Below are 20,764 nucleotides of genomic sequence, written 5' to 3'. Positions count from 1 at the left end.
GCCTCCAAGATGAGGAGTAGGCCTACAACACGAGCTCCGCTGTTCTCTTGCCCAGCCCCGGTATTGTCTCAAGCCTCAGCAGGGCCTATTCCTGTCATTTATTTACTCACAGAATTGTCGTGCACCCGTTGGCACCCTTGACAACTCCATGATACTCACCTAGAATGGGTTTGACTTGGCCTACAAAAGCGGAGAGGTACCCAAGTTGGCCAAAGGGGGCAGACTGTAAATCTGCTGGTGCACGCCTTCGCTGGTTCAAATCCAGCCCTCTCCACCAGAAAAACCGCCCTCACCCGGGCTAAATATATCGCGGGGTGGAGCAGCTGGCAGCTCGTCGGGCTCATAACCCGGAGGTCGTAGGTTCAAATCCTACCCCCGCAACCAATCCTAAATGGTGCTCACATAGCTCAGCAGGCAGAGCGTCGCCTTGGTAAGGCGGAGGTCACCGGTTCGAGCCCGGTTGTGAGCTCCATAGTCATTTGTGGGGGGAGGAATTCTATGGTCTATGAAGAAAATACTTCTTCTCGAAAATGCCCATAATACCCGACAGAGGCTAAGACGGATTGGGCCTAAAGGAGGAGTCAGTTCTTCATGGCCAAGAAGAAGTTTGAGAGGACGAAGCCGCACGTAAACGTAGGGACGATAGGGCACATAGACCATGGGAAGACGACGTTGACGGCGGCGATAACGAAGGTGCTGGCGACGAAGGCGCTGGCGAATTTCGTACCGTTCGATCAGATCGACAAGGCGCCGGAGGAGAAGGCGCGGGGGATCACGATAGCGACGGCACACGTGGAGTACGAGACGGAGAAGAGGCACTACGCGCACGTGGACTGCCCGGGGCACGCTGACTACATCAAGAACATGATAACTGGCGCGGCGCAGATGGACGGGGCGATACTGGTGGTATCGGCGGCCGACGGGCCGATGCCGCAGACCAGGGAGCATATTTTACTGGCCAGGCAGGTTAACGTGCCATCGATGGTGGTGTTTTTGAACAAGGCTGACATGGTGGACGACCCGGAGCTACTGGAACTGGTGGAGTTGGAGGTAAGGGAGCTGCTGACGAAGTACGGTTTCCCCGGGGACGAGACACCGGTGATAGCGGGTTCAGCGCTGAAGGCACTGGAGAGCGATGGAGAGAACGAGTGGACCAAGGGCATCTGGGAGTTGATGGACGCGGTAGATGAGTACATACCGACACCCCAGAGGGATATAGACAAGCCGTTCCTGATGCCGATAGAGGATGTGTTCACCATCACGGGGCGGGGGACGGTGACGACAGGGCGAGTTGACAGGGGAACAGTGAAGGTAGGAGACGAGGTAGAGGTGGTAGGGTTTGCGGACAAGGCAAGGAAGACCGTGGTGACAGGGGTGGAGATGTTCCGGAAGATCCTGGACCGGGCGGAAGCGGGGGACAACGTAGGGACGCTGTTGAGAGGCGTTGACAAGGAAGAGGTAGAAAGAGGGCAGGTGCTGGCCAAGCCCGGGAGCATACACCCGCACCGGAAGTTCAAGGCGCAGGTATACGTGCTGACACGGGAAGAGGGAGGCAGGCACACTCCATTCTTCCAGGGTTACCGCCCGCAGTTCTACCTGAGGACCACGGACGTGACAGGGCAGATCAAGCTCCCGGACGGGGTGGAGATGGTGATGCCCGGGGATAACATTAACATGGATGTGGAACTCATCACCACCATCGCCATCGAGGAGGGCCTGCGTTTCGCCATCCGCGAGGGCGGTCGCACGGTGGGTGCCGGTGCCGTGACCCAAATAATCGAGTAGGCGATTCGCCCATGGGGGAGCAGGCCAATTGCCTGCTCCCCGCCGTTTTTGGCAGGTTTACACCCCCAAGACGCGATGCTATACTTAAGGGGACGTTTGGGGCGCCAGGGGGATCAGCATGCCGCTGACAGTCTTGATGACCGCTATGTCGTTGGATCTCGGGGGTGCCGAGACTCACGTTGTGAGCCTGGCACGACACCTGAAAGCACGCAAGCACCAGGTGCTGGTAGCTTCTGCCGGTGGCGCGTTGGTGGAAGACCTCCAATCCAGGGACATTCCCCACTTCCACGCTCCCCTCAACTCCCGGAAGCCATGGGGCCTGCTGGCTGCATCAGTCTACCTGGGTACGCTGGTCCGTCGCTTCAAAGTAGATGTGGTGCATGCCCACGGGAGGATCCCAGCCTGGACCTCCCACATGGCAACACGCTTAAGTGATGTGCCCTTGGTAACCACTTATCACGGCACCTATAAGGCATCACCGGTCCTGCGTCGGTTGACGAAATCAGGCTTGATCAGCATTGCTGTGAGCCATGATGTGGAATGCCATCTTGTCGAGAATCTCGGCTTTAGCCCTGCTAGGGTAAGGGTGATCCCCAACGGGATTGACCTGGAGGTGTTTCGCCCCAGGGACGTTAAGGCCTTGCGAAAGGAATTCGGCTTCGAGCCGGCTCAGAAGGTTGCCGTGTTTGTGAGCAGGCTGGATGAGGACACCCTGGCGTCTGCCTCTTCCTTCGTGGCAGGGGTAGCCATGACCCCTGAGGTGTACGGCCTGGTAGCGGGAGACGGCACCAAGAGGGTGGAGGTGGAGAACCTGGCTACTGAGGCCAGCCGCCGTGCCGGCCGCCAGGCAGTGCTGATGCTGGGTGGGAGGACAGATGTGGCATCCATCTTGAACACTGCGAATGTTGTAGTGGGAGCCGCCAGGGTGGCCCTGGAGGCCATGGCGTGTGGGAGACCTGTGGTACTCTGCGGGGAGGGTGGTTTCGTAGGTCCTGTGGAACCCCATATTCTTGAGGATCTGTACAGGAGCAACTTCACCGCCAGGGGACTGGGTACCCCTCCTACTCCGGAACAAATTGCCGAGGCGGTAACGTCTTTGCTTGAGGACCCCACGCGAGTACGGCAAATGGTAGACTCTGGCTTGAAGTTCGTTCACGACAGGTACTCCATCGAGGGCGTCACCGGGGAGGTAGAAGGCGTGTATGGGCAGGCGCTGGCTGAGGTGCAGCGCAGGAGGAGGGTTTGACCAGTGAAACTCTTAGACACTAGGGGACGGCTCTTCGGTGTTATAAACGTCATCGATTTCCTCATAGTTGTCCTGTTTGTCACATTCGTGTCCGGTTTTGCCTACACCCGTTACTTTCGAAATCGCGTCCTGGAGACGCTGGTCCCCAGGGACATCCAGGTAACATTCATGGTACCCACTTTGAGGGGTCCCAGCATTGAAGCGGTTTCTGTCGGTGACAGGGTCGTGGAGTCCAAGACCAACGGGTACCTGGGGGAGGTCATAGCGGTCTCATCGGAACCTGCTGACGTGGTAACCCAGCTCCCCGACGGCCGCTACTACGAGATGCCTTCCACCAACCGGAAGGACCTCTATGTGGTGGTGGAAGGTCCCGGGAAGGTGACAGACAACGCCATTATACTGGGAAGCCAAGAGGTAAGGATAGGTGCCAAGGTTTCCATCAAGACTAACCTGTACGCCTTCGAGTCCATAGTGTGGGGCATCGACACTCAACCTTAACGGCCCCTTGGGGGTGACTCGGTGAGATCCTGCTGCAGCATCCTGGACGGTAGCCTGGCCGTGAGCGGCTTCCGGTGTTTCCGTGAAGCCCTTGGAGCAGCAGCCGCCTCCAGCCTCGTCCTGAGGTGGATGGCTGCCCCTTGGGACTTGTGGGCTTGCTGGCCGGCGAGTCTTCCAGGAAGGGCCTTCACGATGTTCTACGCCCTCCTGGACTTCCTCTCGTTGAGGGTTAGAACGGGCCTGCATCCCGCCCTGAAGGAGAGCATCGCCTTGAGGATGCTCGCCTACGCCCAGGCCATGCCAGCAAGTCCGGCCTGGAGAGGCAGCGCGATCCTGCGAGCCCTTGATCTGCCCGCTGGCGCCTCCAGGGGGCGGGTGTCGTGGATCCCTGCCATGGTTCTTGGGACAGTGCTCTTGCTGGTTCCCTTCGCTCCTACCGCTGTCAGTGTCATGCTGGTATGGAGTTGCGGAGCCCTCTGCCTGGCCTTGCGCCTCTGGGGAAACCGCTTCTTCTTTCCTCGAGGGTTTGTGGCCCCCGGAGTGGCGTTCATAGTTGTGTTGTGCCTTTCCACGGCAACCTCCTTAAGCCCCGGCTCCAGCCTGGAAGCGCTGGTACTCTGGGCCACGTACGTTCTTCTTGCGGCGTTACTGGCCATGTCTCTGGATGACATGGGAAAGGTAGGCTTCGTGCTATTGTGCTTGCTGGTTTCCGCGTCCCTGTCTGGTGCCTATGGGCTCTACCAGTTCTCCAGGGGGATAGAGACACAATCGGCATGGCTTGACAAGGAAGCCGCCAAGGTAATACAGACCAGGGTGTACTCAGTGTTTGACAACCCTAACATGTTCGCCGCATACCTGGCTTTCCTTCTGCCGCTGGCAGCGTATCTATTCCTGAACACCCCCCGGTGGTCTAGCCGCATTCTCATGCTGCCGGTAGGAGTCCTGATGGTGGGCGGACTGGCCTTCACCTATACCAGGGGCGCCTGGGTGGGTTCAGCGGTGGGACTGGCGGCCCTGGGTTTCCTTAGGGACCGGAAGGTTCTCCTGGTGATGCTTGCGGTGATGGTGGCCGCCCCTTTTCTTTTCCCCTTGACGGTGCTGGATCGTTTCTCCACCATTGGAAGCCTTGAAGACAGCTCTAACCTTTACAGGCTCACCATATGGAGGGCCACCTGGTTGATGGTCAAGGACTACTGGGCATCGGGAGTTGGTCTCGGGCCTGTCCCGTACACGCTGGTCTACCCCCTTTACGAGATTGCCGGCACGCCCACCGTGCACGCACACAACCTCTACCTTCAGGTACTGGTGGAAATGGGACTCCCCGGCCTGCTTGTGTTCCTCTGGCTCATGCGCAACGCATTCCGAGCCAGCCTGAGCCTTCGAGGTAGCCCCTATCACTCAGGAATAGTCCTGGCACTTGTGGCAGGCCTGGTTGGCCAGGTTATTTACGGTCTAGCGGACAACATATGGTACAGCCCCAAGAACCTGTTCCTTTTCTGGGCTGTGGTGGGCATGATAGCGGCCTCCAGTGCCGCGCTGGGGAGCGTTGAATCTCCTTGAAACCCAAGGTGCTCCAGGTTATTACTGACACCAACATCGGAGGGGCCGGCCGCTACCTCCTCTACCTGCTGCGGCAGCCCGCCATGGAGGCCTTTTCCATTAGCGTTGCCTGCCCTGGCGGGCTCCTGAAGTGCGAGTTTGATAGCCTTGGTGTCAAGACCCTGGGGCTTCACCAGGGGGATCGATCTGCGAGCCTCTCCAATCTCCTCCAGGTGTCCGGGTTTCTCAAAGACGGGTACCACATCATCCATACCCACTCATCAATCGCCGCGAGGATAGCGGGACGGTTTTCTGGCGCAACCCTTATCGTCACCAAGCATGGCCTTGAGGCTCCGGCAAGGGGATTGCTGGGCAAGGCCGCGTCGCGCCTGGCTGGCGTGTTCCTGGCGGACAGGTACATAGCCGTTTCCGAGGCGGTGGCCGCGGCCCTTGCCCGCCAGGGGGTTCCCGAGAGCAAGGTGACGGTAATCCACAATGGCATTGAGCCGCCCCCGTGCAGTGTCCGGTCAATGGGGGAGTCTCTCCGGGAGGAACTCGGGGTCTTCACAGTAGGGATGGTTGCCCGGATGTCTCCGGAAAAGGACTACGACACCTTCTTCAAGGCGGCCAGCCTGGTATCAAGCGTCATCCCATCTGCCAGGTTCCTGGCCGTAGGGGATGGACCCCAGCGGCCACGGCTTGAGGGATTGGTCCGGGACCTGGGGATGGCCGGAAGGGTCACGTTCACGGGCCATGTCCGGGATATCTGGGGTGTGCTAGGGGCTTTGGACATTATGGTGCTCTCCTCAAGACACGAGGGCCTGGGACTAGCAGCCTTGGAGGCGATGGCTTGTGGCGTCCCGGTGGTGGCCTCCAGCGTAGGAGGCCTCACTGAGGTGATTACCCACGGTGAAACAGGCCTTCTGTTCCCAGCTGGCTCCCCGGGGGACCTCGCGGATGCGCTGCGCTACCTGGCCCAGGACCCTGACCAAGCCAGGAGAATTGGGCAGGCGGCCAAGGATAGCGTGATTTCGCGTTTTTCCGCCTCAAAGATGGCTGAGGAAACCGCCGCCATCTACCGGCGTCACTTGAGATAGTCACGCCCCAGGCAATCATTTGTCCACACCGGCAACCAGACGGACCTTCCATCCTGTGGGTGGGCCACCCTGATCAAACGCCTTCGTTAACAGGTGTGGTTCTTTGATCGCCAGTTTCGTTGACACCCCACGCAAAGTGTGGTAGATTCAGAAAGCAATTATTGGCCTAGTCTCGTATGCGGAGGGTCTATTTTTATGCGCCAGTTGATTACCTTGGCTTGCACGGAGTGCAAGCGCCGGAACTACGCCAGTGAAAAGAACAAGAAGAACGATCCCAACCGGATCGAGCTTAAGAAGTATTGCCCTTTCTGCCGGAGCCATACGCTGCACAGGGAGACGAGGTAACGATATCTGGCCGGTCAAGACAGGCCCGTAGCTCCAACTGGCAGAGCAGCGGACTCCAAATCCGCGTGATGGGGGTTCGAATCCCTCCGGGCCTGCCATTTTCCATTCTATCAAGGAAGTGACGGCGATGAAGGCAACGAAGAAAGGACCGCTGGAGAGAATAAAGCGGTTTCTCCAGGAGGTACGCTACGAGGTCCGCAAGGTTGTTTGGCCGACCAGGCGAGAGACCATCACGTACACCTCGGTTGTGGTGGTGTCCGTGGTGGCTATAGGGCTCCTGGTCTGGGCAATGGACGCCGTTTTCAGCTTCGTGCTCAGCCTGGCGTTGAGGTGATAGAATGATGGGGAGGTGTGGTGCGGGTCGGATGCCCCGGAGAGATGAATAAAATGTGGTTTGTCGTCCACACCTACTCAGGTTATGAGAATAAGGTGAAGGCCAATCTGGAAAAGCGAGTTGAATCCATGGGCATGGAAGACAAGATCTTCCGTGTTGTTGTGCCCTTGGAAGAAGAGATAGAGTACAAGGACGGGAAGAAGAAGATTACCAAGCGCAAGGTGTTCCCCGGCTACGTTCTCGTAGAGATGGTGATGGGGGACGACTCCTGGTATGTTGTGAGAAATACCCCCGGTGTCACCGGGTTTGTAGGTTCAGGTTCACGGCCCGTACCCTTGCAGCCCGGGGAGGTCCGGAGCATCCTCAGGCGCATGGGCATGGAGGAGGGACGCCCCAAGATTACCTACAGGGTAGGCCAGAGCGTCAAGGTGATTTCCGGGCCTTTTGGCGGCTTCATCGGTTCTGTAGAAGAGGTACAGCCCGATAGGGGCAAGATGAGGGTGCTAGTGTCCATGTTCGGGAGGGAAACCCCCGTAGAACTGGATTTCGGGCAAATAGAAGAGCTTTAAGGAGGACGCCCTAGATGGCAAAGAAGATTACCGCCCAGGTTAAGCTGCAAATACCCGCTGGCAAAGCCACCCCCGCGCCACCTGTGGGAACCGCCCTTGGCCCCCATGGCGTAAACATAATGGCATTCTGCAAGGAGTTCAACGAGAGAACTGCAAAGGATGCAGGGTTAATCATTCCTGTCAGCCTTAAGGTCTTTGAGGACCGGTCGTTCACGTTTGAGTGCAGGACGCCCCCTGCCGCTGTACTGTTGAAAAAGGCTGCCGGGCTGGAGAAAGCCTCTGCCGAACCCAACAGGGCCAAGGTGGCAAAGCTAAACAGGGCCAAGGTCAGGGAGATCGCCGAGATGAAGATGCCGGACCTGAACGCGGGTAGCGTTGAGGCAGCCATGCGTATCGTGGAAGGAACCGCCCGCAGCATGGGCATTGAAGTAGTGGACTAGCACTTTTGTGGGAGGAACCCGTTTCCGTTGGACCACAAGGAGGATGAGACAGAGTTGAAGCGAGGCAAGAAGTTTCACGATGCGGAGAAGTTCATTGACCCTGAGGCTACCTACGCCCCGGATGAAGCCCTGGACCTTGTGAAGAAGTGTTCCTACGCCAAGTTCGACGAGACCGTTGACGCCTCAATCCGGCTGGGCGTGGACCCCAGGCATGCCGACCAGATGGTCCGGGGTGCCGTCGTGTTGCCTCACGGAACCGGAAAGCAGGTCAGGGTAGTGGTTTTCGCCAAAGGGGACAAAGCTAGAGAGGCCCAAGAGGCCGGAGCGAACGAGGTAGGTGCTGAGGACCTGGCGGAGAAGATCAAGGGAGGGTGGTTCGGTTTCGATGTAGCCGTGGCTACCCCGGACGTCATGGGTCTCGTAGGTAAGCTGGGTAAGCTACTTGGACCCAAAGGCCTCATGCCCAACCCCAAGACTGGGACGGTCACCTTCGACATAAGGCAGGCTATCGCGGACATAAAGGCTGGCAAGATCGAGTACCGTACTGACAAGACTGGAATAGTCCACGCGCCCATCGGCAAGGTGTCCTTCGACACCCAGAAGCTCTTAGAGAACTTTTACATCCTCATGGATGCCTTGATGAGGGCCAAGCCGGCGGCTGCGAAGGGCCAGTACCTCCGGAGTATAGTGCTTTCCAGCACCATGGGCCCGGGAGTGAGAGTGAACCCCCAGAGGGCTCAGAAGCGTTCGGAGAAGATGGACTGACTCGAAGTCTACAATCTGAATATGGATTTGTCCCGCCGTAGACAGCAGGTGTGAAAACCTAAGGGGCAATCGCCCACCTGCCGAGGCCGAAGCGACATCCAGTATGCTTTGGTGGCTCCATATGGCGGGAGCCCATTCTTTTTTGAAGGAGGTGAAGCCTTTTGCCAGCCAAAGAACAGAAACCTGTGATTGTTCAAGACATCAAGGCCAAGCTAGCCAAGGCGCGTTCTGCGGTGCTCACTGACTACAGGGGGCTCAACGTCGCTGAGAGCACCACCCTTCGCCGTCGCCTCAAGGCTGAGGGCGTGGACTTCCAGGTCATAAAGAACACTCTCCTTAACATAGCTGCGGGAGAGCTAGGCCTGGAGGACATGGGGTCGATGCTGGAAGGGCCTACTGCTGTGGCCCTGAGCTACGATGACCCTGCCATTGCTGCCAAGCTCATCGCTACGTTCGCCAAGGAAGCCAAGAAGATGGAGATCAAGGGTGGCCTGCTGGAAGGCAAGATTGTCGGGGCCGATGAGATGAAGCGGGTTGCTGACTTGCCCAGCAGGGAGGTGCTTCTGGGTCAAGTCCTGGCCGGAGCCATGGCGCCCCTATATGGCATTGCCACGGTTGCCTCAGCGCCCCTCAGGAACCTGGCGTATGCCCTCAACTCCCTGAAGGAACTCAGAGAATCTCAGGCATAACCTGGAGGTGTGTTAAATGTCCAAAGTACAGGAAGCCCTGGAAATCATCAAGGGTATGACAGTTCTGGAGCTGGCAGATCTTGTCAAGGCCTTTGAGACCGAGTTTGGAGTGTCCGCGGCCGCCCCGGTGGCCATGGGCCCCATGGCTGGTCAGGTCGGCGCAGCTGCCGAGGCCGAGGAAGAGCAGACCGAGTTCAATGTGGTCCTGGCTGCCGTTGGAGACAAGAAGATCCAGGTAATCAAGGTTGTCCGGGAGCTCGTCGGGCTTGGACTCAAGGAAGCCAAGGAACTGGTTGATGGTGCCCCCAGCGTTGTCAAGGAGAAGGTGAACAAGGAAGAGGCGGAGTCCATGAAGGCCAAGCTGACGGAAGTGGGAGCAACCATAGAGATCAAGTAGTCGCGCTGGGGAGGGAGCGCGGACTCTCTCCCCGCCTCATTCCTCCGCCATACCCGTTTCAGGGAAGAAGGGACACCCTTTCTCTTGCAAGGCACCAGGCAGGGCCCCCCCAGCATTCCCCAGTTCGAATCCATTGCCACCCGTAGGGTCGGAATATATACTTTTCAACGAGGGGTGGACCGTCATGGAACTACTCATAGGCATAGCGCTCCTGTGTTTTCTCTTGGGGCTCCTCCCCGTGGAAGCCCGCATGGAACGCACCCTCGACGGCAGGTGGCCTGGCCTTGGAGGTGCGCTCTCGGAGTGTCTCAAGGGGATAGCCGCCATAGGGTTGAGCTATGGGTTCAACGGCTCCGTGGGAGCCATGTCCCTGGCTGCGCTAGCCGTTTCCATGGGTCGTGTCTGGTCCCCAGATCCCCACTATGACTACAGGTATCCCAAGGGCACGGTGACAGCCGGGGTCACCGCCGGGCTCATCGCTCCCCTCGTTGCCCTGCTCATGCTGATCATTTGGCTGGTGGTTCGCTGGAGGCGCCAGCCCTGGACCAAGGCAGCCATCTGGGCCAGTGGGTTTACCCCCATTGTCCTGTTCAGGTTCTACGAGGCTGACGTGTACTTCGTTTTCGGCAGCCTCATTGCAGGGGTCTTTATCTACCAGTACCTGCGATACGTGGAACACAACTGTGAGACTCCGGGAGAGAAGCCCTGGTCGCCATCGGAGAAGGCTCACGTCAAGGCTCACCGCCTGAGGGTGCTGATGCGCAGGGGCGGCCTGGCAACCCTCATAATATGCCTTCTTTCCGGGTTCTACTTGAATCGCTACGTGTACCGGGGATTCGGGCAGCACGTGGAGATCTTCCGGAGGGGGCCATCCACACTGCCCTTGGTGGCCATCACCTTCGATGATGGTCCCAATCCCAAATACACGCCGGAGATCCTGGATATACTGGAGGAATTCGATGTGAAGGCTACCTTCTTCATGCTGGGCAGGAACGCTGAGCTCTACCCGGACCTGGCAAGGAGGGTGGCTGAGGAGGGCCACGAGATTGGCAACCACACTCATCGCCACGCCAGGCTCCTCACAACCTCCTACAACCGGAGCATGACGGAGATGGTCGCGGCTCACAACGCCATAGAAGCCGCCACAGGTGAGAGGATTACCCTCTTCCGTCCCCCTCAAGGCCTCTATGGCGCCCAGTCGCTTGAGGCTGCCAGGGACCTCCGCTACACCGTTGTGTTGTGGTCTGTAAGCTCCCGGGACTGGATTGAGATAAGGCCAAGGGAGATGGCCCGGGACTTGGTCAACCGGACACGGAGTGGTGACATAATACTGTTTCACGATAGCGGAGACCTCATAACCTACGCAGGGGGGAACCGGACGAACACCGTGGCGGCCCTGCCCAGGGTCATAGAGGGCCTCCGGGAACAGGGTTTCACCTTTGTTACAGTGACGGAGATGATGATCGCCCACGGGTTGATAGGTGAAGAGTATGGGGCCCAGCTGCCCGTCACTGGGCCCTAGAGACCAGCAAGGGGTGAGGGGATGTTCGCAGATCGGGCCCAGATCAAAGACATGCCCGCCATCACTCAAGTCTTTTCCGAGGCTTTCGCCCAGAGCGTCAACAGGTACTGGAGTGTCACGGCACCCACCATGGCGCTGCTGGACATCTTCACCTTCCTCCTGGAGGTGGAGCCGGATTGCTTCCTCGTTGCCAGGGAGGGCCAGGAAATCCTGGGCTACTGTGTGGTACCGGGCAGCGTGAGGAGGATCTGGACCGCCGCTTTGTCAAAAGGCCATCTTGTCCGGTGGGCGCTGCGTTACTTCAGGGGCGACTACGGCAGGCGGGAGAGTATCCTCCGGGTGATCATAGACAAGTTGTGTTTTGCCACCTCACGCTACAACTACAGGCCGGGATGCGCTCAGGTGTTATCCATTGCCGTTAGGGCAGGGGCTCGCGGCAGAGGGGTAGGCCGGATGCTGCTGGAAAAGGGCTGTGAGTACCTCCGGTCTACTGGCGCCACAGAGGTGAAATTGGAGGTGCGCCCAGGCAACGAGGCAGCCCTGGCCCTCTACCGCAGGGCAGGCTTCAGGAGGATTGGGGCCCTGCGGGATACCCAGGGGTCATGGCACGTAATGCTTAAGACCCTGTGAGAGTCCAAGACCCATTCTTCCAGAGGGAAGGGGCTGGACCGTCAGGGGTTAAGATCTTGTCCACCTTCCCGGATGTGTCACAGGCCGGTAACAATCCAGCACTTCAGTTTCCTTGACACCACCCACCCGTTGTGTTAGCATATCAAATTGCCATAATCGTGGTTTCACTTACCCCGCGAGGATGAAATGGTGAAGTTGCGGGAATAATTTACCTAGAAAGGTTGATTCTTTCCGGAACCAAAAGTGGGCTTATAGGTACAGTCCAATAAGCTTCCGCTTTTGGGATTTGGTTTTTTTCGCCAAAGAATTGAGGGGAGGAACTCATTCATGGCGCAGGTCTTGAAGGTTGGCGGAAGGGAACGACTCAACTTCTCCAAGATCGAAGAAGTGCTCGACATCCCCAACCTCATCGAAATCCAGCAGGAGTCCTACCGCTGGTTTCTGAATGAGGGGCTGAAGGAGATGTTCCGCGACATCTCACCCATACAGGACTTCACGGGTAACCTGGTCCTGGAGTTTGTGGACTACAGCCTGGGCGATCCCAAGTACTCGGAGGACGAGTGCAAGGAGAGGGACGTAACATACGCTGCTCCGCTAAGAGTCCGGGTAAGACTGATAAACCGGGAGACTGGGGAAGTAAAAGAGCAAGAAGTGTTCATGGGTGATTTCCCCCTTATGACCGGGAAGGGGACCTTCATCATAAATGGAGCCGAAAGGGTGATCGTGAGCCAGCTGGTACGCTCACCCGGTGTCTACTTCTCAGAGCAGATAGACGCCAGCGGGAAGAGGCTCTTCTTCGCTACCCTCATTCCCAACAGGGGAGCGTGGTTAGAGTTCGAGTCCGACGCCAACGACATCCTGCAAGTAAGGATTGACAGGACCCGGCGCCTTCCTGTCACGGTTCTCCTGAAGGCCCTGGGGTGTGGCACCGATGCAGAGATAGTCAACCTGGTTGGAGAAACCTCCTACATTCTCACAACCCTTGACAAGGATGGCACCAACAGCGAAGAGGACGCCCTGGTCGAAATCTACAAAAGACTCCGGCCGGGGGAGCCCCCCACAGTGGACAGTGCCCGCACCCTTGTGGAGGGCCTGTTCTTCGAGCCGAAACGCTATGACCTGGCTCCGGTGGGAAGATACAAGATCAACAAGAAGATGGGATTAAGGCGGAGGCTTACCTACACCACCGCCACTGAGACCATTACAGGTCCCGACGGTACCGTCCTGGCACAGGCAGGCGAGCACATCACCCGGGAGAAGGCCCAGGCCATTGAGGCTGCCGGTGTGAATGAGGCCTGGGTGGAGACATCGGAGGGGCACCGGGTCAAGGTTGTGTCCAACGGCCGGCCCGATGTCTACCATAAGACCGTGACCCGGGAGGACATCGTGGCTGTGGTCAACCACATCGTTAACCTCTTTTATGGTGTGGGAAGCATTGACGACATTGACCACTTGGGGAACCGGAGACTGCGGTCCGTGGGTGAGCTCCTCCAGAACCAGTTCAGGATCGGGCTTGCCCGGATGGAACGGGTCGTAAGGGAACGCATGACCATCCAGGACGTGGACATCATTACACCTCAGGCTCTCATCAACATCAGGCCGGTGGTAGCCGCAGTCAAGGAGTTCTTTGGCTCCAGCCAGCTCAGCCAGTTCATGGACCAGACGAACCCTCTGGCGGAGCTTACCCACAAGCGCCGCATTTCCGCCCTGGGCCCCGGGGGTCTCAGCCGGGAACGCGCTGGCTTCGAAGTGCGAGACGTTCATGACAGCCACTACGGGCGCATGTGCCCCATTGAGACCCCTGAAGGTCCCAATATTGGACTCATAAGCTCCCTGAGCACCTACGCCAGGGTGAACGAATACGGTTTCATAGAAACACCTTACAGGCGGGTGGATAAGGAGAAGGGACATGTCACCAGGGAGATCGTCTATCTTACCGCGGATGAGGAAGACGAGTACATCATTGCCCAGGCCAACTCTGAGCTGGACGAGAACAACTACTTCGTTAACCCCCGCGTGACAGTCCGGTCGCGCCACGAGGTATCCCAGGTGAGCGCAGACCAGGTAGACTACATGGACGTCTCCCCCAAGCAGGTGGTGTCCGTGGCAACGGCACTCATCCCATTCCTGGAGAACGACGATGCTAATAGGGCATTGATGGGCTCCAACATGCAGCGCCAAGCGGTACCCCTAGTCGTATCCGAGGCTCCTCTGGTGGGAACAGGCATGGAGTACAGGACTGCGCTTGACAGCGGCGTTACCGTCAACGCGAAGCGACCGGGTGTAGTGGAACGCGTGACTGCTGGCAGTGTCACGGTCCGGACTGACAGGGGGGACGTGGACACCTACAAGTTGTGCAAGTTCTCCCGCTCCAACCAAGGCACCTGCATGAATCAAAAGCCAGTGGTTCATGCAGGGGATCACCTGGAAACCGGTGGCCTAATTGCGGACGGGCCCTGCACCGACCAAGGGGAACTTGCCTTGGGAAAGAACGTGCTGGTGGCCTTCATGCCGTGGGAGGGCTTCAACTACGAGGATGCTATCCTTATCAGCGAGAAACTGGTACAGGAGGATATCTTTACATCCATTCACATAGAGGAGTACGAGTGCGACGCCAGGGACACCAAGCTGGGCCCAGAGGACATCACCCGGGACATCCCCAATGTTGGCGAAGACGTTCTCAAGGATCTGGATGAGCGCGGCATAATCAGGATCGGCGCTGAGGTTCGTCCTGGAGACGTTCTGGTAGGAAAGGTTACTCCGAAGGGAGAGACTGAACTCACCGCCGAGGAGCGGCTCCTCAGAGCCATTTTCGGTGAGAAAGCCCGGGAGGTCAGGGACACATCCCTGAGGGTGCCTCACGGCGAGTCTGGCATAGTGGTGGATGTGAAGGAGTTCTCCCGGGAATCCGGCGATGAGTTGTCCCCCGGGGTGAACCAACTGGTGCGTGTGTACATTGCCCAGAAGCGGAAGGTGTCTGAAGGCGACAAGATGGCGGGCCGCCATGGAAACAAGGGGGTAATCGCACGGATCCTTCCCGCGGAGGACATGCCCTTCCTGCCGGACGGCACCGCCGTTGAGATTGTGCTGAACCCTTTGGGCGTTCCTTCCCGGATGAATCTTGGCCAGGTGCTCGAGTGCCACTTGGGATGGGCTGCAAGGAGCCTTGGGATACAGGCAGCCTCCCCCGTCTTTGACGGAGCCTCCGAGACGGAGATCTTGGAGTACCTAGTGAAGTCAAATCTCCCCGCCAACGGCAAGGTAATGCTGTTCGACGGCAGGACTGGGGAGGCCTTTGACAACCAGGTCACCGTGGGCTACATCTACATGATGAAACTGGCCCACCTGGTTGATGATAAGATCCATGCCCGTTCCACCGGCCCCTACTCCCTTGTGACCCAGCAACCTCTAGGGGGCAAGGCGCAGTTTGGAGGCCAGCGCTTTGGCGAGATGGAGGTCTGGGCCCTGGAGGCTTACGGGGCTGGATACACCCTGCAGGAACTCCTCACAGTCAAGTCCGACGATGTAGTGGGACGAGTGAAGACATATGAGGCAATAGTCAAGGGCGAGAATGTGCCCGAACCGGGGGTGCCAGAGTCCTTCAAGGTGCTCATAAAGGAACTGCAGAGCCTTGCCCTGGACGTGAGGGTCCTGGCGGAGGACGCCCGTGAGATTGAGATCAGGGAATCCGAGGATGACATCAGTGAAACGGCTCGAAACCTGGATCTGGACATCGGTGGCCACAGGGAACCAAGACCCAAGACCATGGAGCCCGGTGATGATGAGGACGCAGTCACTGACGACGAGATTGACGATGACCTGGTGTACGACGATGACCAGCCCGACGACTCAGACGACAGTCAAGATGCCGCCCTGGGAGGCGCTGGCCTCCACCAGGAAGATGCGGTGGCTCCAACCACAAAGACAGCAGGTCTGACCATGCAAGACGAGGTCCTGGAGGATACCCAGGACAGGGAACTTGACTGAAGACCCATTGCCTGGAAGGGGGCATACCCTTGTCTATGACCGAGAGTGACAGCAAAGGCCTGGGGCTGGCCAGCTACGATGCGGATAACCGCAGAACCCGAGAGCTTAGCGAGTTTGATTCCATCAGAATAGGGCTGGCCTCGCCGGAACAGATCCGGGAGTGGTCCAGGGGCGAGGTCAAGAAACCCGAGACCATCAACTACCGCACACTGAAACCCGAGAGGGAGGGCCTGTTCTGCGAGAAGATCTTCGGCCCCACCAAGGACTGGGAGTGCCACTGCGGAAAGTACAAGAGAGTCCGCTACAAGGGCATCGTATGCGACAAGTGCGGTGTGGAGGTCACTCGCTCCAAGGTACGCAGGGAGCGCATGGGCCACATAGAGCTGGCCGCTCCTGTGTCCCACATATGGTACTTCAAGGGCATACCCAGCCGCATGGGCCTCATACTTGATATGTCTCCCAGGGCCCTGGAGAAAGTACTCTACTTTGCCTCTTACATAGTAACTGATCCAGGCATGTCTCCCCTTACCCCTAAGCAGCTTCTCACTGAGAACGAGTACCGGGAGGCCAGGGATAAGTATGGGAGCAGCTTTCGCTCAGCCATGGGCGCTGAGGCCATTAAGGACCTCCTCGAGCAACTGGACCTGGAGGAACTTGGGGAGGAACTCAGGGAGGAAATCAGGGCTGTCACCGGGCAGCGCCGGGTCAGAGCCATACGAAGGCTGGAGGTGGTCGAGGCGTTCCACCAGTCTGGCAACCGGCCAGAATGGATGGTCCTGGACGTCATTCCCGTCATACCGCCGGACCTTCGCCCCATGGTCCAGCTGGACGGCGGGCGTTTTGCCACATCAGACCTTAACGACCTTTACCGGAGGGTAATTAACCGGAACAACCGTCTCAAGCGGCTGCTAGACCTGGGCGCCCCAGATATTATCGTCAGGAACGAGAAGCGGATGCTCCAGGAGGCTGTGGACGCCCTCATAGACAATGGTCGCAGGGGAAGGCCCGTGACTGGTCCTGGCAACAGGCCCCTGAAGTCCCTGAGCGACCTTCTCAAGGGGAAGCAGGGACGGTTCCGCCAGAACCTCCTGGGCAAGCGGGTGGACTACTCCGGGCGTTCCGTCATTGTGGTGGGTCCCAGGCTCAAGTTCCACCAGTGCGGCCTCCCCAAGGAGATGGCGCTGGAGCTCTTCAAGCCCTTCGTCATGAAGAAGCTAGTAAAGGATGGGCTTGCACACAACATAAAGAGCGCCAAGAGAATGGTGGAGAGGGTGAAGCCTGAGGTGTGGGACGTGCTGGAGGAGGTCATAAAGGAACACCCGGTCCTCCTCAACCGGGCGCCAACCCTCCATCGCCTGGGGATTCAAGCCTTTGAGCCCGTCTTGGTAGAGGGCAGGGCCATTCAGATCCACCCATTGGTATGCACTGCCTACAACGCTGACTTTGACGGTGACCAGATGGCTGTGCATGTGCCGCTCTCCGCCGAGGCACAGGCCGAGGCCCGGATCTTAATGCTGTCAGCCCACAACATGCTGAATCCCAAGGACGGGAGCCCCGTGGTTACTCCCACCCAGGACGTGGTGCTGGGTTGCTACTACCTAACCCTGGAGAGGGAGGAAGAGAACGGCCAGCGCAAGTGCTTCTCGGACTCCGACGAAGCCATGATGGCTTACGAGAAGAGGCACATAGGTTGCCATGATACGATTGAGGTGCGCATAGATGGCAAGAGGATAAAAACCACCGTGGGCAGGGTCATTCTTAACTCGGTCCTGCCCAAGGAGATGCGCAACTACTATCACCGGGTTATGGACCGCAAGACCATTACGGACATGGTCGCCGAGTGCTATAGAACCTGCGGCACGGCGGTCACCTCCCAGGTGCTTGACGGTCTAAAGGAACTGGGCTTCAGGTTCGCTACCCGGGCGGGCACTACAATAAGCATAACCGACATTGAGGTCCCCCCGCAGAAGAAGGGTATCCTGTCGAAGGCTGAAAACGAGGTGGATGAGGTTGAAGAACAATTCCGGAAGGGCCTCATATCACTAGAGGAGCGCTACCAGAAGGTCATTGAGATATGGAACAGGGCCAGGGATGATCTCACTAAGGCCCTCATGGCCAACCTGGATAAGTTCAATTCCGTTTACATGATGGCCACATCCGGGGCTAGGGGTAACGTTCAACAGATATCGCAGCTGGCTGGCATGCGGGGGCTCATGGCAGATCCATCCGGCCGCATCATCGAGCTGCCCATCAAGGCGAACTTCCGTGAGGGTCTGACCGTACTGGAGTACTTCACCTCCACTCACGGCGCCAGGAAGGGCCTGGCTGACACCGCCTTGAGAACCGCCGATTCGGGTTACCTTACACGGCGGTTGGTGGATGTGTCCCAGGAGATTATCGTGAGAGAGATCAATTGTGGTACAACTGAGGGCATATCGGTGGAAGAGATCAGGGACGGCAATGAGGTTATCGAGCCCTTGTGGGACCGCCTCGTAGGCAGGACTGCCCTGAGAGATGTGGTCCATCCCGAGGACAGTAGTATCCTGGTAGCCGCGGGCGAGGAGATAACCCGGGAGGCCGCCCAGGCTATCCTGGACGCCGGTATTGAGAGGATCGATGTGAGGTCAGTGCTCACGTGTCGTTCCCGGTACGGCGTATGCGGTAAGTGCTATGGCCGTGACCTTGCCACCGGCCGGCCGGTAGAGGTAGGAGAGGCCGTAGGCATAATTGCAGCCCAATCCATAGGTGAACCCGGCACCCAGCTCACCATGAGAACTTTCCACACTGGCGGTGTGGCAGGGGAAGACATCACCCACGGGCTCCCTCGAGTGGAGGAACTGTTCGAAGCCCGCAAACCCAAGGGTCAAGCCGTCATTTCCGAGATCGATGGCGTGGTGAGCTTCTCAGAGGGGCGTACCAAGCGAGAGATACAGGTGAGGGGCCCTGAAGGCGATGTCGCAGTGTACCCTGTGCCGTACGCCGCTCGCGTGAGCGTCAAGGACAGGCAGTTCGTTGAGGCAGGCGAGCCCATGACCGAGGGCTCCCTGAATCCACATGACCTTCTGAAGATCAAGGGTGCGGCGGGGGTACAGTCCTACCTGCTCAACGAGGTGCAGCGTGTCTACAGGCTCCAGGGCGTGGACATCAACGACAAGCACATAGAGGTCATAATCAGGCAGATGCTCAAAAAGGTGAAGGTGGAAGAGGCCGGGGACTCCATACTGCTCCCGGGAGAGCTGGTCAACCTTCTGGCCTTTGAGGAGGAGAACGCCAGGGTTCTTGAACACGACGGTGAGCCCGCCGTGGCCAAGCCAGTGCTACTAGGGATTACCAAGGCGTCCCTGGCCACAGACTCCTTCCTATCGGCTGCCGCCTTCCAGGAGACCACCCGGGTGCTCACCGAGGCCTCCATCAAGGGCAGGAGGGACCCCCTCCTGGGCCTAAAGGAGAACGTCATCATCGGCAAGCTGATTCCTGCAGGTACAGGCATGAGCCGGTACCGTAACATACGGGTTGAGACCTGCGTGCCAGAGCCGGAGTACCTTCCCGACGCCCTCGAACCCGACCTGGACGAAATCGACGGCGACGAGGGGTTTGGAGACGCCTTGGCCAGCGATTTTGGCACCCTGGGTCCTGTTGACTCTGATGAGGGTTGATGCTAGAATATAGAAGTGTCTCCGGGCAGTCCTCAAGCTGTCGCTTGAGGACTGCCCGGATGTGAGAGTCCTTTTGGGAGTCCTACGGGGAGGAACACTCAATGCCCTATGAACGACTGAAGCAGGCCCGGAGGAAGACCATCGGGACCAAGCAGACGGCCAAGGCTATCAGCCGCGGCCTAGCCAAGCTGGTCTACATAGCCAGGGATGCAGAGGAACGGGTGGTGGCCGACCTGGTCACACAGTGCGAGGCCATGAACGTTCCCGTTACCTACGTGGACTTCATGACAGATCTTGGTCGCGCCTGCGGCATAGAGGTTGGTGCCGCCGCCTGCGCGGTCCTAGAAGAGTGATACTCAAGGCGGGGAGGTGAATGGATGCCCACCATCAGCCAGCTAGTGAGAAGAGGACGGGAAGAGGCGGAGAAGAAGTCCGCGGCCAGGGCGCTCAAGGAGAATCCTCAGAAGCGCGGGGTTTGTACCAGGGTATGGACAATTACGCCCAAGAAACCCAACTCCGCTCTGAGGAAGGTTGCCAGAGTGCGCTTGGTGAACGGCGTGGAAGTGACTGCGTACATCCCCGGTGTTGGCCATAACCTGCAGGAGCACTCGGTGGTACTGGTCAGGGGAGGCCGTGTCAAGGACTTGCCAGGCGTGCGCTATCATATTATCCGTGGAACCCTGGACACTGCAGGAGTTCAGAAGCGCAACCAGGGTCGCTCGAAGTACGGGGCAAAACGACCCAAGAACGTCTAAGGGAAAGGGGTGGCTGAATGCCTAGGAGAGGTAGGCGGACGAGGCGGAAGCTGCTGCCGGACCCAATCTACGGCAGCGAAATGGTGTCCCGCTTCATCAACAAGATCATGATGGACGGCAAAAAGAGCCTGGCCCAGGCTACGTTTTATGGCGCCATGGAGGAAATCCGGCGCAAGACCGGCAAGGATCCCCTGGAGGTGTTCGAGAAGGCCCTGAAGAACGTCATGCCTCTCCTGGAGGTGCGGCCTCGCAGGGTCGGAGGTGCAACCTACCAGGTGCCCGTGGAAGTCAGGTCAGAGCGCAGGACTTCCCTGGCCTTGAGATGGCTCTCGAGCTACGCACGCCAGAGACCCGAGCGCACAATGAAGGATAGGCTAGCCGCTGAGGTCATGGAGGCTGCAGCAGGCGCGGGCAACACAGTGAAGAAGCGCGAGGAAACACACAGGATGGCCGAGGCCAACAGGGCCTTTGCCCACTACCGCTGGTAAGCCCAGGGCGACCATTCCCGAG

At 58.5% G+C, this 20,764-nt stretch carries 19 protein-coding genes and 4 tRNA genes; all 23 read left to right on the top strand.

The features are described 5' to 3' along the window. Nucleotides 1–190: 190 nt before the first annotated feature. Nucleotides 191–277 (top strand) — tRNA-Tyr (locus AB1576_12250). Nucleotides 278–308: 31 nt separating this feature from the next. Then, nucleotides 309–384 (top strand) — tRNA-Met (locus AB1576_12245). 12 nt (nt 385–396) lie between these two features. Then, nucleotides 397–472 (top strand) — tRNA-Thr (locus tag AB1576_12240). Nucleotides 473–591: 119 nt separating this feature from the next. Next, nucleotides 592–1,785, top strand: coding sequence for an elongation factor Tu (tuf, locus tag AB1576_12235; protein ID MEW6082512.1), 1,194 nt, complete (start codon nt 592–594; stop codon nt 1,783–1,785). 118 nt (nt 1,786–1,903) lie between these two features. Further along, nucleotides 1,904–3,031, top strand: a complete 1,128-nt coding sequence (locus AB1576_12230; protein ID MEW6082511.1) for a glycosyltransferase — start codon at nt 1,904–1,906, stop codon at nt 3,029–3,031. 3 nt (nt 3,032–3,034) lie between these two features. Then, complete coding sequence (locus tag AB1576_12225; GenBank protein MEW6082510.1) at nt 3,035–3,529, top strand: DUF4330 domain-containing protein; 495 nt, start codon at nt 3,035–3,037, stop codon at nt 3,527–3,529. Nucleotides 3,530–3,550: 21 nt separating this feature from the next. Then, nucleotides 3,551–5,089, top strand: a complete 1,539-nt coding sequence (locus AB1576_12220) for an O-antigen ligase family protein (GenBank protein MEW6082509.1) — start codon at nt 3,551–3,553, stop codon at nt 5,087–5,089. Next, nucleotides 5,086–6,165, top strand: coding sequence for a glycosyltransferase (locus tag AB1576_12215; protein MEW6082508.1), 1,080 nt, complete (start codon nt 5,086–5,088; stop codon nt 6,163–6,165). The genes AB1576_12220 and AB1576_12215 overlap by 4 nt, the downstream gene beginning before the upstream one ends. 195 nt (nt 6,166–6,360) lie before the next feature. After that, a complete protein-coding gene (rpmG, locus tag AB1576_12210; protein MEW6082507.1) occupies nt 6,361–6,510 on the top strand; it encodes a 50S ribosomal protein L33 in 150 nt (49 codons plus the stop codon). Between the two features lie 21 nt (nt 6,511–6,531). After that, nucleotides 6,532–6,608: transfer RNA gene (locus AB1576_12205), tRNA-Trp, on the top strand. A gap of 29 nt (nt 6,609–6,637) precedes the next feature. After that, the gene (gene secE, locus AB1576_12200) at nt 6,638–6,844 is read left to right on the top strand and encodes a preprotein translocase subunit SecE (protein ID MEW6082506.1); all 207 of its coding nucleotides are present in this window, start codon (nt 6,638–6,640) and stop codon (nt 6,842–6,844) included. Nucleotides 6,845–6,888: 44 nt separating this feature from the next. Then, a complete protein-coding gene (nusG, locus tag AB1576_12195; GenBank protein MEW6082505.1) occupies nt 6,889–7,413 on the top strand; it encodes a transcription termination/antitermination protein NusG in 525 nt (174 codons plus the stop codon). 14 nt (nt 7,414–7,427) lie between these two features. Next, entirely contained in the window at nt 7,428–7,853 is a 426-nt protein-coding gene (gene rplK / locus AB1576_12190; GenBank protein MEW6082504.1) for a 50S ribosomal protein L11, read from the top strand. Between the two features lie 27 nt (nt 7,854–7,880). After that, the gene (rplA, locus tag AB1576_12185; GenBank protein MEW6082503.1) at nt 7,881–8,618 is read left to right on the top strand and encodes a 50S ribosomal protein L1; all 738 of its coding nucleotides are present in this window, start codon (nt 7,881–7,883) and stop codon (nt 8,616–8,618) included. A gap of 161 nt (nt 8,619–8,779) precedes the next feature. Continuing rightward, the gene (gene rplJ / locus AB1576_12180; protein ID MEW6082502.1) at nt 8,780–9,307 is read left to right on the top strand and encodes a 50S ribosomal protein L10; all 528 of its coding nucleotides are present in this window, start codon (nt 8,780–8,782) and stop codon (nt 9,305–9,307) included. Nucleotides 9,308–9,323: 16 nt separating this feature from the next. Continuing rightward, entirely contained in the window at nt 9,324–9,704 is a 381-nt protein-coding gene (rplL, locus tag AB1576_12175) for a 50S ribosomal protein L7/L12 (protein ID MEW6082501.1), read from the top strand. Nucleotides 9,705–9,888: 184 nt separating this feature from the next. Further along, nucleotides 9,889–11,226: a glycerol-3-phosphate acyltransferase gene (locus AB1576_12170; protein ID MEW6082500.1), complete on the top strand. Its 1,338-nt coding sequence runs from the start codon at nt 9,889–9,891 to the stop codon at nt 11,224–11,226. Between the two features lie 21 nt (nt 11,227–11,247). Beyond that, the gene (locus tag AB1576_12165; GenBank protein ID MEW6082499.1) at nt 11,248–11,856 is read left to right on the top strand and encodes a GNAT family N-acetyltransferase; all 609 of its coding nucleotides are present in this window, start codon (nt 11,248–11,250) and stop codon (nt 11,854–11,856) included. A 327-nt stretch (nt 11,857–12,183) separates the two neighbouring features. Beyond that, nucleotides 12,184–15,843: a DNA-directed RNA polymerase subunit beta gene (rpoB, locus tag AB1576_12160; protein ID MEW6082498.1), complete on the top strand. Its 3,660-nt coding sequence runs from the start codon at nt 12,184–12,186 to the stop codon at nt 15,841–15,843. A gap of 35 nt (nt 15,844–15,878) precedes the next feature. Further along, nucleotides 15,879–19,499: a DNA-directed RNA polymerase subunit beta' gene (gene rpoC, locus AB1576_12155; protein ID MEW6082497.1), complete on the top strand. Its 3,621-nt coding sequence runs from the start codon at nt 15,879–15,881 to the stop codon at nt 19,497–19,499. 101 nt (nt 19,500–19,600) lie between these two features. Beyond that, entirely contained in the window at nt 19,601–19,852 is a 252-nt protein-coding gene (locus AB1576_12150; GenBank protein ID MEW6082496.1) for a ribosomal L7Ae/L30e/S12e/Gadd45 family protein, read from the top strand. 24 nt (nt 19,853–19,876) lie between these two features. Beyond that, complete coding sequence (gene rpsL / locus AB1576_12145; protein ID MEW6082495.1) at nt 19,877–20,254, top strand: 30S ribosomal protein S12; 378 nt, start codon at nt 19,877–19,879, stop codon at nt 20,252–20,254. A gap of 17 nt (nt 20,255–20,271) precedes the next feature. Beyond that, nucleotides 20,272–20,742 carry a 30S ribosomal protein S7 gene (gene rpsG, locus AB1576_12140; GenBank protein MEW6082494.1) on the top strand — a complete coding sequence of 157 codons (471 nt, stop codon included), beginning with the start codon at nt 20,272–20,274 and terminating at the stop codon, nt 20,740–20,742. Nucleotides 20,743–20,764: the final 22 nt, after the last annotated feature.

This window comes from Bacillota bacterium (assembly GCA_040754315.1).
Classification (GTDB): Bacteria; Bacillota; Sulfobacillia; order DUSP01; family JBFMCS01; genus JBFMCS01.
This window is presented reverse-complemented; position numbering and strand designations above follow the sequence as displayed.

Excerpts from the sequence above, each read along its gene's own strand:
- tuf (MEW6082512.1), top strand. The coding sequence starts at position 592 with ATGGCCAAGAAGAAGTTTGAGAGGACGAAGCCGCACGTAAACGTAGGG.
- AB1576_12230 (MEW6082511.1), top strand. The coding sequence starts at position 1,904 with ATGCCGCTGACAGTCTTGATGACCGCTATGTCGTTGGATCTCGGGGGT.
- rpmG (MEW6082507.1), top strand. The coding sequence starts at position 6,361 with ATGCGCCAGTTGATTACCTTGGCTTGCACGGAGTGCAAGCGCCGGAAC.
- secE (MEW6082506.1), top strand. The coding sequence starts at position 6,638 with ATGAAGGCAACGAAGAAAGGACCGCTGGAGAGAATAAAGCGGTTTCTC.
- nusG (MEW6082505.1), top strand. The coding sequence starts at position 6,889 with ATGAATAAAATGTGGTTTGTCGTCCACACCTACTCAGGTTATGAGAAT.
- rplK (MEW6082504.1), top strand. The coding sequence starts at position 7,428 with ATGGCAAAGAAGATTACCGCCCAGGTTAAGCTGCAAATACCCGCTGGC.
- rplL (MEW6082501.1), top strand. The coding sequence starts at position 9,324 with ATGTCCAAAGTACAGGAAGCCCTGGAAATCATCAAGGGTATGACAGTT.
- AB1576_12170 (MEW6082500.1), top strand. The coding sequence starts at position 9,889 with ATGGAACTACTCATAGGCATAGCGCTCCTGTGTTTTCTCTTGGGGCTC.
- AB1576_12165 (MEW6082499.1), top strand. The coding sequence starts at position 11,248 with ATGTTCGCAGATCGGGCCCAGATCAAAGACATGCCCGCCATCACTCAA.
- rpoB (MEW6082498.1), top strand. The coding sequence starts at position 12,184 with ATGGCGCAGGTCTTGAAGGTTGGCGGAAGGGAACGACTCAACTTCTCC.
- rpoC (MEW6082497.1), top strand. The coding sequence starts at position 15,879 with ATGACCGAGAGTGACAGCAAAGGCCTGGGGCTGGCCAGCTACGATGCG.
- AB1576_12150 (MEW6082496.1), top strand. The coding sequence starts at position 19,601 with ATGCCCTATGAACGACTGAAGCAGGCCCGGAGGAAGACCATCGGGACC.
- rpsL (MEW6082495.1), top strand. The coding sequence starts at position 19,877 with ATGCCCACCATCAGCCAGCTAGTGAGAAGAGGACGGGAAGAGGCGGAG.
- rpsG (MEW6082494.1), top strand. The coding sequence starts at position 20,272 with ATGCCTAGGAGAGGTAGGCGGACGAGGCGGAAGCTGCTGCCGGACCCA.